The organism is Actinomycetospora corticicola, from assembly GCF_013409505.1.
Taxonomy (GTDB): domain Bacteria; phylum Actinomycetota; class Actinomycetes; order Mycobacteriales; family Pseudonocardiaceae; genus Actinomycetospora; species Actinomycetospora corticicola.
The window spans coordinates 1170156-1183229 of sequence record NZ_JACCBN010000001.1 but is presented as its reverse complement, the minus strand read 5'-3'; the positions used below and the strand labels follow the sequence as shown (position 1 = coordinate 1183229).

13 protein-coding genes are annotated in these 13074 nt (G+C 72.9%); 3 read left to right on the top strand and 10 right to left on the bottom strand.

The window, feature by feature from the left end; all coding sequences use genetic code 11:
- Positions 1-26: 26 nt before the first annotated feature.
- Positions 27-1763, top strand: coding sequence for a malto-oligosyltrehalose trehalohydrolase (gene treZ / locus BJ983_RS05600; protein WP_179792921.1), 1737 nt, complete (start codon positions 27-29; stop codon positions 1761-1763).
- Positions 1764-1776: 13 nt separating this feature from the next.
- Here the strand turns inward: treZ and acs are convergent, their stop codons facing one another.
- The 4 genes from acs to pyk form a co-directional block, all read right to left on the bottom strand.
- Entirely contained in the window at positions 1777-3720 is a 1944-nt protein-coding gene (acs, locus tag BJ983_RS05595; RefSeq protein WP_179792920.1) for an acetate--CoA ligase, read from the bottom strand.
- A gap of 74 nt (positions 3721-3794) precedes the next feature.
- Positions 3795-4007, bottom strand: a complete 213-nt coding sequence (locus tag BJ983_RS05590; RefSeq protein WP_179792919.1) for a hypothetical protein — start codon at positions 4005-4007, stop codon at positions 3795-3797.
- 70 nt (positions 4008-4077) lie between these two features.
- Positions 4078-5256 (bottom strand): MalY/PatB family protein, encoded by a 1179-nt coding sequence (locus tag BJ983_RS05585; protein WP_179792918.1) that lies wholly within the window; start codon positions 5254-5256, stop codon positions 4078-4080.
- 89 nt (positions 5257-5345) lie between these two features.
- Positions 5346-6764, bottom strand: a complete 1419-nt coding sequence (gene pyk, locus BJ983_RS05580; RefSeq protein WP_179792917.1) for a pyruvate kinase — start codon at positions 6762-6764, stop codon at positions 5346-5348.
- A 118-nt stretch (positions 6765-6882) separates the two neighbouring features.
- Here pyk and BJ983_RS05575 point away from each other — a divergent pair, with 118 nt between their 5' ends.
- Positions 6883-8157: an AI-2E family transporter gene (locus BJ983_RS05575; protein WP_343053755.1), complete on the top strand. Its 1275-nt coding sequence runs from the start codon at positions 6883-6885 to the stop codon at positions 8155-8157.
- 104 nt (positions 8158-8261) lie between these two features.
- Positions 8262-8525: a hypothetical protein gene (locus BJ983_RS05570; protein WP_179792915.1), complete on the top strand. Its 264-nt coding sequence runs from the start codon at positions 8262-8264 to the stop codon at positions 8523-8525.
- Positions 8526-8561: 36 nt separating this feature from the next.
- Here BJ983_RS05570 and BJ983_RS05565 read toward each other — a convergent pair whose 3' ends face one another.
- The 6 genes from BJ983_RS05565 to BJ983_RS05540 form a co-directional block, all read right to left on the bottom strand.
- Positions 8562-8951, bottom strand: a complete 390-nt coding sequence (locus BJ983_RS05565; RefSeq protein ID WP_179792914.1) for a hypothetical protein — start codon at positions 8949-8951, stop codon at positions 8562-8564.
- Complete coding sequence (locus BJ983_RS05560) at positions 8948-9187, bottom strand: hypothetical protein (protein ID WP_179792913.1); 240 nt, start codon at positions 9185-9187, stop codon at positions 8948-8950. Before BJ983_RS05560 ends, BJ983_RS05565 begins: the two co-directional genes overlap by 4 nt.
- Positions 9188-9473: 286 nt before the next feature.
- Positions 9474-9857, bottom strand: coding sequence for a nuclear transport factor 2 family protein (locus BJ983_RS05555; protein WP_179792912.1), 384 nt, complete (start codon positions 9855-9857; stop codon positions 9474-9476).
- 55 nt (positions 9858-9912) lie between these two features.
- Positions 9913-10710, bottom strand: coding sequence for an enoyl-CoA hydratase/isomerase family protein (locus tag BJ983_RS05550; RefSeq protein WP_179792911.1), 798 nt, complete (start codon positions 10708-10710; stop codon positions 9913-9915).
- Complete coding sequence (locus tag BJ983_RS05545; protein WP_179792910.1) at positions 10697-12331, bottom strand: AMP-binding protein; 1635 nt, start codon at positions 12329-12331, stop codon at positions 10697-10699. The genes BJ983_RS05550 and BJ983_RS05545 overlap by 14 nt, the downstream gene beginning before the upstream one ends.
- Entirely contained in the window at positions 12328-13068 is a 741-nt protein-coding gene (locus BJ983_RS05540; RefSeq protein WP_179792909.1) for an SDR family NAD(P)-dependent oxidoreductase, read from the bottom strand. Before BJ983_RS05540 ends, BJ983_RS05545 begins: the two co-directional genes overlap by 4 nt.
- Between the last annotated feature and the right edge of the window lie 6 nt (positions 13069-13074).

Genomic DNA, 13074 nt, shown 5'->3' with positions numbered 1-13074 from the left:
CGTCGGGACCGCAACAATCGCCACCCATGACAGGTCTGGGCGTCGACGGGACGTTCTCGGTGTGGGCTCCGACGGCCGGATCGGTGAGCGTGGTGGTCGACGGTGTGACGTGGCCGATGGCCGCCGAGGAGGGGTGGTGGACCGCGACCGTCGAGGGCGCCGGTCCCGGGAGCTCCTACGCCTACGCGCTGGACGGCGCCGACCCGCTGCCCGACCCGCGCTCGCGCCGCCAGCCCGACGGCGTGCACGCGCCGTCGCAGGTCTGGGCGCCACCGGGCCTTCCCGACGACAGGTGGACGGGGCGGGGCCTGCCGGGGGCGGTGATCTACGAGCTGCACGTCGGCACGTTCACCCCGGGCGGCACCTTCGACAGCGCCGTCGAGCGTCTCGACCACCTGGTCGACCTCGGCGTGACGATCGTCGAGGTGCTCCCGGTCAACGCCTTCGACGGCACCCGCGGCTGGGGCTACGACGGCGTGCTGTGGTTCGCCGTGACCGAGAACTACGGCGGGCCGGACGCGTTCCGCCGCTTCGTCGACGCCTGCCACGAGCGCGGGCTGGGCGTGGCGCTCGACGTCGTCTACAACCACCTCGGGCCGTCCGGGGCCTACCTCGACCGCTTCGGGCCCTACTTCGCGGGCTCCAACGACTGGGGGTCCGCGCTCAACCTCGACGGACCCGGCTCGGACACCGTCCGGGCCTACATCCTCGAGAACGTCACGATGTGGTTCGTCGACTTCGGGGTGGACGCCCTGCGCCTCGACGCCGTGCACGCCCTGCGCGACACCCGGGCCACCCACGTGCTCGAGGAGATGGCCGTCCACGTGCAGGGGCTCGAGGCGGCACTCGGCCGGCCGCTGACCCTGATCGCCGAGTCCGACCTGAACGACCCGCGGCTGGTCACCCCCCGCGAGGCCGGCGGGTACGGGCTCGACGCGCAGTGGTGCGACGACATCCACCACTCCCTGCACTCCACACTGACCGGCGAGACGCAGGGCTACTACGTCGACTTCGGCGACCTGGACACCCTCGGGGCCGTCCTGCGCGAGGCCTACGTGCACGCCGGGACGTGGTCGACCTTCCGCGGCCGCACCCACGGCCGGCCCGTCGACCTCGACCGCGTGCCCGGGTGGCGGTTCCTCGCCTACCTCCAGGACCACGACCAGGTGGGCAACCGCGCCGGCGGCGACCGGCTGTCCGCGTCGCTGTCCCCCGGCCGGCTCGCCTGCGGCGCCGCGCTCGTGTTCTGCTCGCCGTTCACACCGATGATCTGGATGGGCGAGGAGTGGGGCGCCTCCACCCCCTGGGCATTCTTCGTCGGGTTCGACGACCCCGGGCTGCAGGACGCCGTGCGCGAGGGCCGTCGCCGCGAGTTCGCCGAGCACGGCTGGGGCGCCGAGGAGGTCCCCGACCCCACCGACGTCGCCACCTTCGAGCGCTCCCGCCTGGACTGGGCCGAGCCCGAGGAGGGCCAGCACGCCTGGCTGCTCGACGTCTACCGGACGCTCACCGCGCTGCGGCGCACCGAGCGCGAGCTCGCCGACCCGCGCCTGGACCGGGTGCACGTCGACGTCGACGCGGGCGCCCGGACCCTCGTGGTGCACCGCGGGGCGCTGCGCCTCGTGGTCAACCTCGGCGCCGGGGAGGCGACGGTGCCGGTCGACGGCGCCACCGAGGTGGTGTGGACGCCGTTCGAGGTCGGGCTCTCCGAGGCCGCGGTCGTCCTGCCCGCCGAGTCGTGTGTGGTGCTGCGCACCTCGTGAGCAGAAAGTGGGGCTATAGCCCCCTTTTCTGCTCACCTGCGCGCAGCGCACCTCGGGCCTGGTCGAGAGCGGTCGGATCGACGATCGACGTCGTGTCCCCCGGTTCCCGGCCGGACGCGAGGTCGAGCAGCAGGCGGCGCAGGATCTTGCCGGAGCGCGTCTTCGGCAGGACCGACACCACGTGCACCTGCTGCGGGCGCGCGACCGGGCCCAGTTCGCGGGTGACGTGCGCGCGCAGGTCAACGGTGAGGTCCTCGTCGGCGGCGCCCTCCCCGCGCGTGACAACGAAGGCCACCACCGCCTGCCCCGTCGTCGGGTCCGGTGCGCCGATCACGGCGGCCTCGCCGACCCGCGGGTGGCTGACCAGCGCCGACTCGAGCTCGATCGACGACAGGCGGTGCCCGGACACGTTCATCACGTCGTCCACCCGGCCCTGCAGCCAGACGTACCCGTCGTCGTCGATGCGGGCGCCGTCCCCCGCGAGGTACCAGCCCCGCTCCGAGAACTTCGAGAAGTAGGACGAGACGTACCGGTCCGGGTCGCCCCAGACGGTGCGGGCCACCGCGGGCCAGGGCCGGTCGACGACGAGCAGCCCGCCCTCGTCGGGATCGGCGTCGCTGCCGTCCTCGCGCACCACCCGTACCGAGATGCCCGGCAGCGGCCGCGTCGCGGACCCCGGCTTCAACGTCGTCGTGCCGGGGAGCGGGGCGACCATCGCCGCGCCGGTCTCGGACTGCCACCACGTGTCGACGATCGGGGCACGCCCGCCGCCCACGTGCTCGTGCAGCCACCGCCACGCCTCGGGGTTGATCGCCTCGCCGACGCTGCCCAGCAGGCGCAACGACGACAGGTCGTGGTCGTCGGTGATCTCCGTGCCCCAGGTCATGAACGTCCGGACCAGGGTGGGCGCGGTGTAGTACACGGTGACGCCGTGGCGGGCGATGATCTCGAAGTGCCGCCCGCGGTGCGGGGTGTCGGGCGTGCCCTCGTAGAGCACCTGGGTCACGCCGTTCGCGAGCGGGCCGTACACCTCGTAGGTGTGCGCGGTGACCCAGGCGAGGTCGGCCTGGCACCAGTAGACGTCGTCGTCGCGGTGGTCGAAGCACGCCCACGCCGTCCACGCGGTCTGGGTGAGGTAGCCGCCCATCGTGTGGACCAGGCCCTTGGGACGGCCCGTCGTCCCGGACGTGTAGATGAGGAAGAGCGGCGTCTCGGCGTCGAAGGCCTCGGCGTCGTGCGTGGTCGGCTGCCGGTCGACGACGTCGTGCCACCAGACGTCGCGGCCCTCGGTCCACGGCACGTCCTGGCCGGTGCGGCGGACGACGAGGACGTGCTCGACGTCGGTGCCGGCCACCGCGTGGTCGGCGTTCTCCTTGACCGGGACGGCCTTCCCGCGCCGGTACTGCCCGTCGGTGGTGACGACGACCTTCGCCCGCCCGTCGGTCACCCGGAACCGCAGCGCCTCCGCCGAGAACCCGCCGAACACCAGCGAGTGCAGCGCCCCGATCCGCGCGCACGCCAGCATCACGACGACCGTCTCGACGAGCACCGGCAGGTACACCACGACGACGTCGCCCGTCCGGACGCCGAGCTCGGTCAACCCGTGCGCCGCCTGCGCCACCCGACGCTGCAGGTCCGCGTAGGTGACCGCGACCCGGTCCCCCGGCTCGCCCTCCCAGGACAGGGCCACCTTCTCGCCGCGCCCGGCGTCGACGTGCCGGTCCACGCAGTTGTGCGCGACGTTCAGCCGACCGTCGGCGAACCAGGTGACGAACGGGTGCCCGGACCCGTCGTAGCCCTGCGTCGGCTCCCGCTCCCAGTCCAGTCCCTTCGCGCGCGCGAGCCAGAAGGCGTCGAGGTCGGCGTCCGCCTCGGCGCGCAACCGGGCCTCGTCGGCGGCGGTGACGTTGGCCCGGGCCGCGAGGTCGGCGGGCGGGGCGTAGCGGTCGTCGTCCATCCTGGATCGATTCCCACTCGTCGGCAGGAAAGCGTCGTCGCTGTCGTCCAGTGGGAGGAAACCCACACCCTCGCTCAGTCCGGCGGGTCGTCGATCAGCTCGTCGAGCGTGACGAACAGCGGCTCGCCCCGCTCCAGGGCCCGCGCGGCCGCACGCCGCGCGGCGGCCGCGATCCGGGCCAGCTCGTCGGCGCCGACCACCCGGGTCTGCACGACCTCGCCGGCGTCGTCGGTCAGCGTGACGGCGACCAGGCCCGTCTCGCGCTCCTCCGAGAACGACAGCGGCATGCCTCCACCCTAGGCGCCGACGAGGTGGCTTCTCCGCCACTGGACGACAGCGACGACGCTTTCCTGCCACTCAGGAGAGGGCGGCCGCCATCCGCTCCAGCGCCTCGGCCAGCACGGGCCGCGCCGTCGCCAGGGTGAGCCGCATCCCGCCGGGCCCGCCGCACAGGGCCCCGTCGGTCAGCACCACGCCGGCCTCGCGGGCGAAGAACGCCGACGGCGGCTCGTCGAGACCGAGCCCGGACGCGTCCAGCCACGCCAGGTACGTCCCCTCCGGGATCTCCTTCCCGACGCCGGGCAGGGGCGCGTCGCGCAGGAGGGCGCGGTTGCCGTCGAGGTAGGCGAGCACGTCGTCGAGCCACGCCCGGCCGTGCGCGTACGCCGCGGTCGAGGCCAGCACGCCCGGCGTCGCGGTGCTGTGCTCGGCGAGGTAGCCGCGCTCCGACCACCGCGCGGCGTCGGCGGCGTTCGACAGGATCACCTGGCCGCACTTCAGTCCCGGCAGGTTCCACGCCTTCGACGCCGACGTCGCCGTGACCGTGTGCGCCGCGGCCGCCTCCGAGGTCGACGCGTACGGCACGTGCGCGCGGCCGTCGAACACCAACGGGGCGTGGATCTCGTCGGCGAACACCCGGGCGCCGTGCCGCTCGACGACGGCGGTCACCGCGCGCAGCTCGTCCCGGGTGAACACCCGGCCCGTCGGGTTGTGCGGGTTCGTCAGCACCAGCAGCTTCGCCCCGGACGAGACGAACGCGGCGTCCAGTGCGTCGAGGTCCAGGGCGAACGGCGCCGCGGTCATCGGGACCGGCACCATCTCCCGCCCGAGCCGCCCGGGCACCGTCAGGAACGGCATGTAGGCGGGCGTCGGCAGGAGCACCGGGGTGCCCGGCGGGGTGAAGTGCTCGATCGTCGCCACGAGCGCCGTCATGACGTCGGGAACGGGCCGGATTCGCTCGGGGTCCACCGACCACCCGAACCGGTCGGCCCAGAACGCGGCGCACGCCGCCGCCAGGTCGGCGACCCATGCGTCCGCGAGATAGCCGAACTGCGACGCCCCGGCGCTCGCGCGGACCGCCTCGACCACCGGACCCGCCGTCGGGAAGTCCATCTCCGCGACGAACGCCCCGATGAGGGGGCGACCGTGCCGGTCGACGCCGTCGCCGACCCCCTGGCCGGACCACTTCCACGAGCCGCCGGCCCGCATCGCGTCCGCGGTCAGGGCGTCGAACGGGTGCGCGGCGGTGTCGGGCATGACCCCATCCAAACGAACGAGCGGCACTTTCGCGCACATAGAGACTGCGAAGGTGCCGTTCGCTCCGCACCGGGACGCCGCCGAACGGCCTAGTGCGTGTCCTCGCCCAGCCGGTGCACGCGGAGGAGGTTGGTCTTGCCGGCCTGCCCGGGCGGGGAGCCCGCGACGATGACGACGAGCTCGCCCGGGGCGAAACGGCCGATCTGCAGGATCGAGGCGTCGACGCGGGCGATCATGGCGTCCGTCGTCTCCTCCCAGGGCACCAGGAAGGTCTCGACGCCCCACGAGAGCGAGAGCTGCGACCGGATCGCCGGGACGGGCGTGAAGGCGAGCACGGGCAGGCGGGTGTGCAGCCGGGCGAGGCGACGCACGGTGTCCCCGGAGCGCGTGAAGGCGACCAGCGCGCGGGCGTTGAGGCGCTCACCGATGTCGCGGGCCGCGGTGGTGACCACGCCGCGCTGCGTCCGCGGCACGTGCTGGATCGCCGGGACCGACGCCGGGCCGGACTCGACGGCCTCGACGATGCGGGACATCGTCTGCACCGTCTCGATGGGGTAGTCGCCGACCGAGGTCTCCCCCGAGAGCATCACCGCGTCCGCGCCGTCGAGCACGGCGTTCGCGACGTCGCTGGCCTCGGCGCGGGTCGGGCGGAAGTTGTGGATCATCGACTCGAGCATCTGCGTCGCGACGATCACCGGCTTGGCGTTCTCCCGGGCGATCTGCACGGCGCGCTTCTGCACCAGCGGGACGTCCTCGAGCGCGAGCTCCACGCCCAGGTCACCGCGCGCGACCATCACCGCGTCGAACGCGAGCACGATGGCCTCGAGGGCGTCGACCGCCTCGGGCTTCTCCAGCTTCGCGATCACGGGGAGCCGGCACTCGTACTCGTCCATGATCTTGTGGACGAGCTCGGCGTCCGCGGGCGAGCGGACGAAGGACAGCGCGATCATGTCGACCCGCAGGCCGAGCGCGAAGCGCAGGTCGGCCTCGTCCTTCTCGCTCATCGCGGGGACCGACACGACGGTGCCCGGCAGCGAGATGCCCTTGTTGTCCGAGACCCGGCCGCCCTCGACGACGCGGCAGACCACGTCGCGGCCCTCGACCCCGGTGACCTCGACCGACACGTTCCCGTCGTCGATCAGCAGCGACTCGCCGGCGCGGACGTCGTCGGCCAGGCCCTTGTAGGTGGTGGAGACGCGGTCGTGCGTGCCGGCGACGTCCTCGGTGGTGATGCGGACGGTCTCGCCGGTCGCCCACATCTGGGGCCCGTCGGTGAAGCGGCCGAGCCGGATCTTCGGGCCCTGCAGGTCGGCGAGGATGCCGACCGCGCGCCCCTCGGCGTCGGCGGCCTCGCGCACGCGGGCGTAGACCTCCGCGTGCTGCGCGTGCTCCCCGTGGGAGAAGTTGAGCCGTGCGACGTCCATCCCGGCGCGGACGAGGGCGCGGATGCGCTCCGGGGACGACGTCGACGGGCCCAGCGTGCAGACGATCTTCGCGCGACGGCTCACACCCCCAGACTACGCGCTTCTGCACCGATCCAGTAGGGCAGGACACGGCATCGGGCCGCTCGACATCTTCAGGCTGCCCGTCCGGCCCTCTGACCAGCGCAGGTCTAGCGTGACGCCCGTGACGACGCAGCGTGACACCGGGACCGGCGCCCCGGAGGTGGTGGGCGCTCGGGCCACGGACCCCGCTGCGGGCCGGGCCACCACCGAGCAGCCGGCCATCGGACCCGCGGCGGCGCGGCCGAAACAGCGCTGGACGATCCCGCACGGGCTCGACGTGGCCGCCGGGCTGGCGTGGCGTGTCGTGCTCATCGCTGCTGCGGTCGCCACGCTCATCTTCGTCGCGAGCACGCTCTCGGTCGTCCTCATCCCGGTCGTGATCGCCCTGATCCTGGCCTCGCTGCTCGCACCCGAGGCGCACCTGATGAGCTCGCGGGTGCGCTGGCTCCCGCACTCCGTCGCCACCGCGATCGTCATCATCGCCGGGCTCGCCGTGGTCGGCGGCGTGTTCACCGGGGTCGTCTACGCGTTCATCTCCGGGCTCCCCCAGCTGACGAGCGCCTTCACCGGCAGCCTCGCCGAGATCCAGAACTGGGTGCGCACCGGGCCGCTGGGGCTCAACAACCAGCAGTTCGCGCAGATCGGGGACCAGATCCTCGGCAGCATCCAGTCGAGCCAGGCCGCGATCGCGGCGAGCGCGCTGGGCGCGGTCGGCACGGTGGGCGAGCTGTTCACCGAGGGCCTGCTCGCGCTGTTCACCCTGATCTTCCTCATCCACGACGGCGGGGCGATCTGGCGGTTCCTCCTCGGCGGGGTCCCGCGCACCGTGCGGAACCGGGCCGACGTCGCGGGTCGCCGGGCGTTCGCCTCCCTGGTCGGCTACACCCGCGCGATCATCGTGGTCGCCTTCATCGACGCGGTGACGGCGGGCATCGGCCTCTGGCTGATCGGTGTCCCGCTGGCCGTCCCGCTGGCCGCCCTCATCTTCTTCGGCGCGTTCATCCCGACCCTCGGCGCCGTCATCTCGGGTGCCGTCGCGGCCCTGGTCGCCCTGGTCAGCGGCGGCCTGACCGACGCCCTGCTGGTCGTCCTGCTCCTGCTCGCCGTGCAGAACCTCGAGGGCTACATCCTGCAGCCGCTCTTCCTCGGGAAGTCCATCAAGCTGCACCCGCTCGCGGTGGTCCTGCCGATCGCGTGCGGCCTCGTCGTCGCCGGGATCGCCGGTGCGCTGCTCGCCGTGCCGCTGGTGACGGTGCTCGACAACGGCGTCCGGTCGTTGATGCGGGCGTCCGACGGCACCGTCGACCCCGCGACGGTGAACGCGCTCGACCCCCGCAGTGCCCGCCCCGAGTACCAGCGCGACCCCGCCGTCGACGTGGTCCCCGAGGCGGCCTGATCCGTGTGGGCTCCGCCCAGGTGAGCAGTAAGTGGGCCGATAGCCCCACTTACTGCTCACCTGGCCGGAGGCCACGCGGGCCTGATCCGCTCTACGCTCCGCTCATGACCATGGTCGTGGCCTCGCGGTTCACCTGGAGCGACTACCCCGGCCTCCGCGCCGGCCGGGTCTACGCCGGGAAGCCGGACATCTTCCGTCGCCCGTCCGGCGAGGTGCACCTGCTGGCCGACACCGGGGCCACCGCCACCGTGTGCGGTCTGCCGCGGGCCGACTTCCCGTGGACGTTCGAGAGCGTCGACGCGATGGTGCAGGCGACGCCGTGTTCTGCCTGTGGGCTTCGCCCAGGTGAGCAGAAAGTGGGCCTATAGGCCCACTTTCTGCTCACCTGGCCGGAGGCCACACGGTCAGATCAGCGGTTCGATCTCGAGATCGACGTCGAGGACCGCGTAGCTCTCGGGCTCGGTGGTGACGAGTGGCCAGCCGCGCTGGCGCGAACAGACAGCCGCATGGGCGATGTCCAGGCGCCCGTCTCGTCCGCGGAGGAGCTGACCGATCTCGCGGGCGCGACCGGCACCGAGGTCGTCGGCGACCGCGACCGGAAGACCGAGCAGGACCTCGAGGACCGGGCGCGCGCGGTCGTCGAGACGGGCCCACGCCAGACCGCAGGCACTGGAGGGCATCAGCAGGACGACGTCCTCCTCGACGGCGGTCCACACCAGGGCGTCGGCGTAGACCGACCGCCGCTCGGCGAAGGCCAACAGGGCGGACAGGTCGAGGACCCGGCCACCGATCACGCCGTCGGGAGCAACGGGAGGCCGAGCTGGGCGCGCACCTCGTTCAGCGCCGCGACCGACGGCCGCCCCCCGAGCACCTCGTCGAGCCGGGCCAACGCCCGCGCCTTCGACTGACGCGCCGCCAGCGCCTGGGCGACGTAGGCCGACACGCTCTCCGCCTCTCCGGCGGCCACGGCACCACGGGCCTGGGCCAGCACCTCGGCCGGCAGGCTCACCGTGACCCTCTCCGCGCTCATACTCGCAGCCTAGCTTCTTCATACCGGAGCTTCGAGGACTCCCCTCGGACCAGGTCCCGGCACTGCGCGTCGACCGGGGCCCTCGACGTCATGCCGCTGTCGCCGGTTCCTGGAGCGCTACGGCCACTCTCTCGAGCGGGCCACCGCACCCCGGGATCGATTGCTGGTCCGCGGCGCACGGCCGCGGTCCGATGCCCGGGCCGACGGGTGGGCGCGTCGGTGCCGGCGACCCTGGCTGCCCTCCAGGTGCAGTCGGTGGTCCGGCTCGTGGTCGGCCGACCCGCCGTCAGGAACCCACGTGGAAGAACGCCTCCAGGCCGGGTACGTCGGAGATCAGGTTCTCCGCCGCCGCGATCTTCCCGTCGGCGATCGTGAACACGATGACGACCTGCTCGTCGAGCACCGTCCCGTTCCGCTCGCCGGTGTTGTGCAGCAGCACCGCGACCCGGTCCCAGCCGGTGAGCTCGTACTGCAGTCGGATCGCCACGCCGCCGGCCGCGACCGCGCGGGCCCGCTCGACGACGGCGTCGGCACCCCGGGCGACCCCGGAGATGCCGTGGTCGCCCGGAACGCTCCAGGTCGCGTCGGGGGCCAGCGCCGCGTGCATCCGGTCGAAGTCGTGCTCCATCACGCCGGCGACGAAGTCGCGGGCGAGCTCGCGTGCGCTCATGGAGGTGCGGTACCCGCAGGTGAGCAGAAAGTGGGCCTATGACCCCACTTTCTGCTCACCTGGCCGAAGGCCACACGGGCGCACGCTTCTCCCGCAACGCCGCCACACCCTCGGGCACGTCCGGGCCGAGGAAGCAGAGCATCTCGTAGGCGGCGGACTGGTCGAAGGTCGGTCCCATGGCCCGCAGCCAGTTGTTCAGCGACTTCTTCGTCAGCCGGATCGCCTGCTGCGACCCGGTCGCCAGCACGTCCGCGACCCGCAGCGCCTCGTCGAGCACCTGGTCGCGCGGCAGCGCCTTCGCCACCATGCCCAGCTTCTCGGCCTCGGCCCCGGTCACCATCTCGCCGGTCAGCAGGTAGTAGCGCGCCTTCGCCATGCCGGCCAGGAGTGGCCAGATGATCGCGGCGTGGTCGCCCGCGGAGACGCCGAGCTTGACGTGGCCGTCGCCGAGCTTCGCGTCCTCGGCGGCGATCGCGACGTCCGCGAGCAGCGCCACCACCACACCGGCCCCGACGGCGACCCCGTTGATGGCCGAGACGACCGGCTTCTCGCAGTCGATGATGTTGTAGACGAGCTGCGACATCTCCTTGAGCATGTGCGAGACCCGCGCGTGGTCCCCCGTCATCCGCTCGACCATCGCGAGGTCGCCCCCGGCGGAGAACGCCTTCCCGGCGCCCGTCACCACCGCGACCCGCACGTCCGCGTCCGCGTCGACGTCCCGCCACACCCGGGCGAGCTCGCCGTGGAGCACCTCGTCGGTGGCGTTGTACTTCTCCGGGTTGTTGATCGTGATGAGCAGGACGCCGTGGTCGCGGCGTTCGAACAGCAGCTGCTGGTAGTCATCGAAGGACATCCGTGCCTCCTCGCACCTCGGTGAACAGGCCGGCCGCGACGTCCGCGGCCGCCTGCTCGGTCGCCCGGTAGTGAATCTTCTTCCCGGTCGCGGTCAGCGGCAGGGTGTCGACGAACCGGTAGCCGCGCGGACGCTTGTACCGCGAGAGCATCGGGTGGTCCCGGCAGTGGGCCTCGCAGTCGGCCGCGGTCAGCGCGGGGTCGGCCCGCACGACGTAGGCCACCACCCGCCGTCCCCACCGCTCGTCCGGCACGCCCACCACCAGCGAGTCGGCCACCCCCGGGAGCTCGTTGAGGGCCTCCTCGACCTGCACCGGGTGCACGTTCTCGCCGCCGGACACGAGCATGTCGTCGGCGCGCCCGACGATCGTCACGAACTCCCCCGCGTCCCACGTCGCGAGGTCGCCGAGGTGGATCCACCCGTCGTCGTCGAACTTCGCGCGCTCCTGCTCGGGGACGTTGACGTAGGCGTAGCCCGCCTTCGGCGAGCGCACGACGACCTCGCCGACCGTCTCCGCGTCCTTCGGCACCTCCTCGCCCGGACCGCCGCCGATCGCGACCACCCGCACCTCGTCGTCGGTGCACGCCCGCCCCGCCGCCCCGGCGTGTCCGGGCAGGTCGGCCGGACGCAGGAACGTGTTCCAGAACGACTCGGTGGTGCCGTAGCCGTTGAAGATGTTCGGCGTCAGCACGGACTGGTAGCGCAGGCACGCCTCGCGCTCGAGCGGCGCCCCCATCGTCACGATGCCCCGCAACGACGTCAGGTCGCGCGGCCGGGCCTCCTGCGCGGCGGCGAGCATCGCGAGGTTGGTCGGCGCCCCGATCAGGAAGGTCAGGCCGTGTCGTTCGACCAGGTCGAGCACGACGTCGGCGTCGAACGCGCGCAGCGGCACCACCTGCGCGCCGACGTAGAACGCCGGGTTCGGGCCCCCGGAGTACAGCCCGCCGCGGTGGAACCACGGCGTCATGTTGAGCGTGACGTCCTCGGGGCCGAGCGGGAAGTGCATGGCCACGTCGTGCGCGCTGAACACCTCGACCAGGCTGTTCAGCGGCACGCCCTTCGGCATCCCCGTGGTGCCCGAGGTGTAGAGCCGGGTCGTCTCGTCGTACACGGTCCGCTCCGGGACCGGCACCGCGCCGTCGTCCGGGAGAAGGTCCGCGAGCTCCTCCCCCGGCGTCAGCGCGATCACGACGTCGGGTCGGTGCGGGCTGCGGCGCAGCGCCTCGGCCACCGTGTCCTGCAGCGTCGCGTCGTAGAGGAACACCCGCGGCTCGCTGTCGGCGAGCACGTGCGCGACCTCGCCGGCGGCCAGGCGGAAGTTGATCGGCGAGCCCACGGCCCCCAGCGCCTGCGTGGCGAGGTAGAGCCGCGCGAACTCCGGCGAGTTGTAGAGCTGGTAGGTGACGACGTCGCCGGCGCGTACCCCGGCCGCCGCGAGACCGGCGGCGAGCCGGTCGACGTCGACGGCGAGCTCGGCGTAGGTCCACGTCCGTCCGGACGACGGGTCGGTGATCGCCGGGCGCTCGGCGTACCGGCTCGCGGTGCGCCGGAACCCGGCGAGGTAGGTGAAGGAGTGCTCGAAGTACCGGCGGTACGCGGTGGGGTCGTAGGTGTAGCTCACGACATCGACATCCCGCCGCTGACGCTGACGGTCTGGCCGGTGACGAAGCCGGCCTCGTCGGAGGCGAGGAACGAGACCATCGGGGCCAGGTCCGCGGGCTGGGCGAGCCGGCGCATCGGGATCGCCTTGATCAGCGCGTCGCGCAGCCGATCGTTGCCCTCGACCACGGAGGCGAAGAGGGCGGTGTCCGTCGGACCCGGGCACACGCAGTTCGCCCGCACCTGGTGGCGGGCGGTCTCCCGCGCGATCGTCTTGGTGAACGCGATGACCCCGCCCTTTGCCGCGGAGTAGACCGCCTCCCCGGAGGAACCGACCCGCCCGGCGTCCGACCCGAGGTTCACCACCGCGCCGCGCAGCTGCTCGACCATCACCGGCAGCACCGCGTGGCAGGTGTTGAGCACCCCGACCAGGTTGATCCCGATGATGCGGCCCCAGCGGTCGGGGTCGGAGTCGACGAACGGCCCGACCTCGTCGTAGCCGGCGTTGTTGACCAGGACGTCGATCCGCCCGTGCTGCTCGCGGACCTGCGCGACCAGGGCGTCGACCGCGGCCCGGTCGCTCACGTCGGCCGCGATACCGGTGCCGCCGACGGCCGCCGCGGTGTCCTTCGCCGACCCCTCGTCGACGTCGGTCGCGACCACCGTGGCGCCCTCGGCCGCCAGCGTCTCCGCGATCGCCCGGCCGATGCCGCGCCCGGCGCCGGTGACGATCGCGACGTTCCCGTCGTGTCTTCCCATCGTGTG

What these genes read in the sequence shown, in the direction of transcription:
- treZ (WP_179792921.1), top strand. Translation starts at nt 27, where the DNA reads ATGACAGGTCTGGGCGTCGACGGGACGTTCTCGGTGTGGGCTCCGACG.
- acs (WP_179792920.1), bottom strand. Translation starts at nt 3,720, where the DNA reads ATGGACGACGACCGCTACGCCCCGCCCGCCGACCTCGCGGCCCGGGCC.
- BJ983_RS05590 (WP_179792919.1), bottom strand. Translation starts at nt 4,007, where the DNA reads ATGCCGCTGTCGTTCTCGGAGGAGCGCGAGACGGGCCTGGTCGCCGTC.
- BJ983_RS05585 (WP_179792918.1), bottom strand. Translation starts at nt 5,256, where the DNA reads ATGCCCGACACCGCCGCGCACCCGTTCGACGCCCTGACCGCGGACGCG.
- BJ983_RS05570 (WP_179792915.1), top strand. Translation starts at nt 8,262, where the DNA reads ATGACCATGGTCGTGGCCTCGCGGTTCACCTGGAGCGACTACCCCGGC.
- BJ983_RS05560 (WP_179792913.1), bottom strand. Translation starts at nt 9,187, where the DNA reads ATGAGCGCGGAGAGGGTCACGGTGAGCCTGCCGGCCGAGGTGCTGGCC.
- BJ983_RS05555 (WP_179792912.1), bottom strand. Translation starts at nt 9,857, where the DNA reads ATGAGCGCACGCGAGCTCGCCCGCGACTTCGTCGCCGGCGTGATGGAG.
- BJ983_RS05550 (WP_179792911.1), bottom strand. Translation starts at nt 10,710, where the DNA reads ATGTCCTTCGATGACTACCAGCAGCTGCTGTTCGAACGCCGCGACCAC.
- BJ983_RS05540 (WP_179792909.1), bottom strand. Translation starts at nt 13,068, where the DNA reads ATGGGAAGACACGACGGGAACGTCGCGATCGTCACCGGCGCCGGGCGC.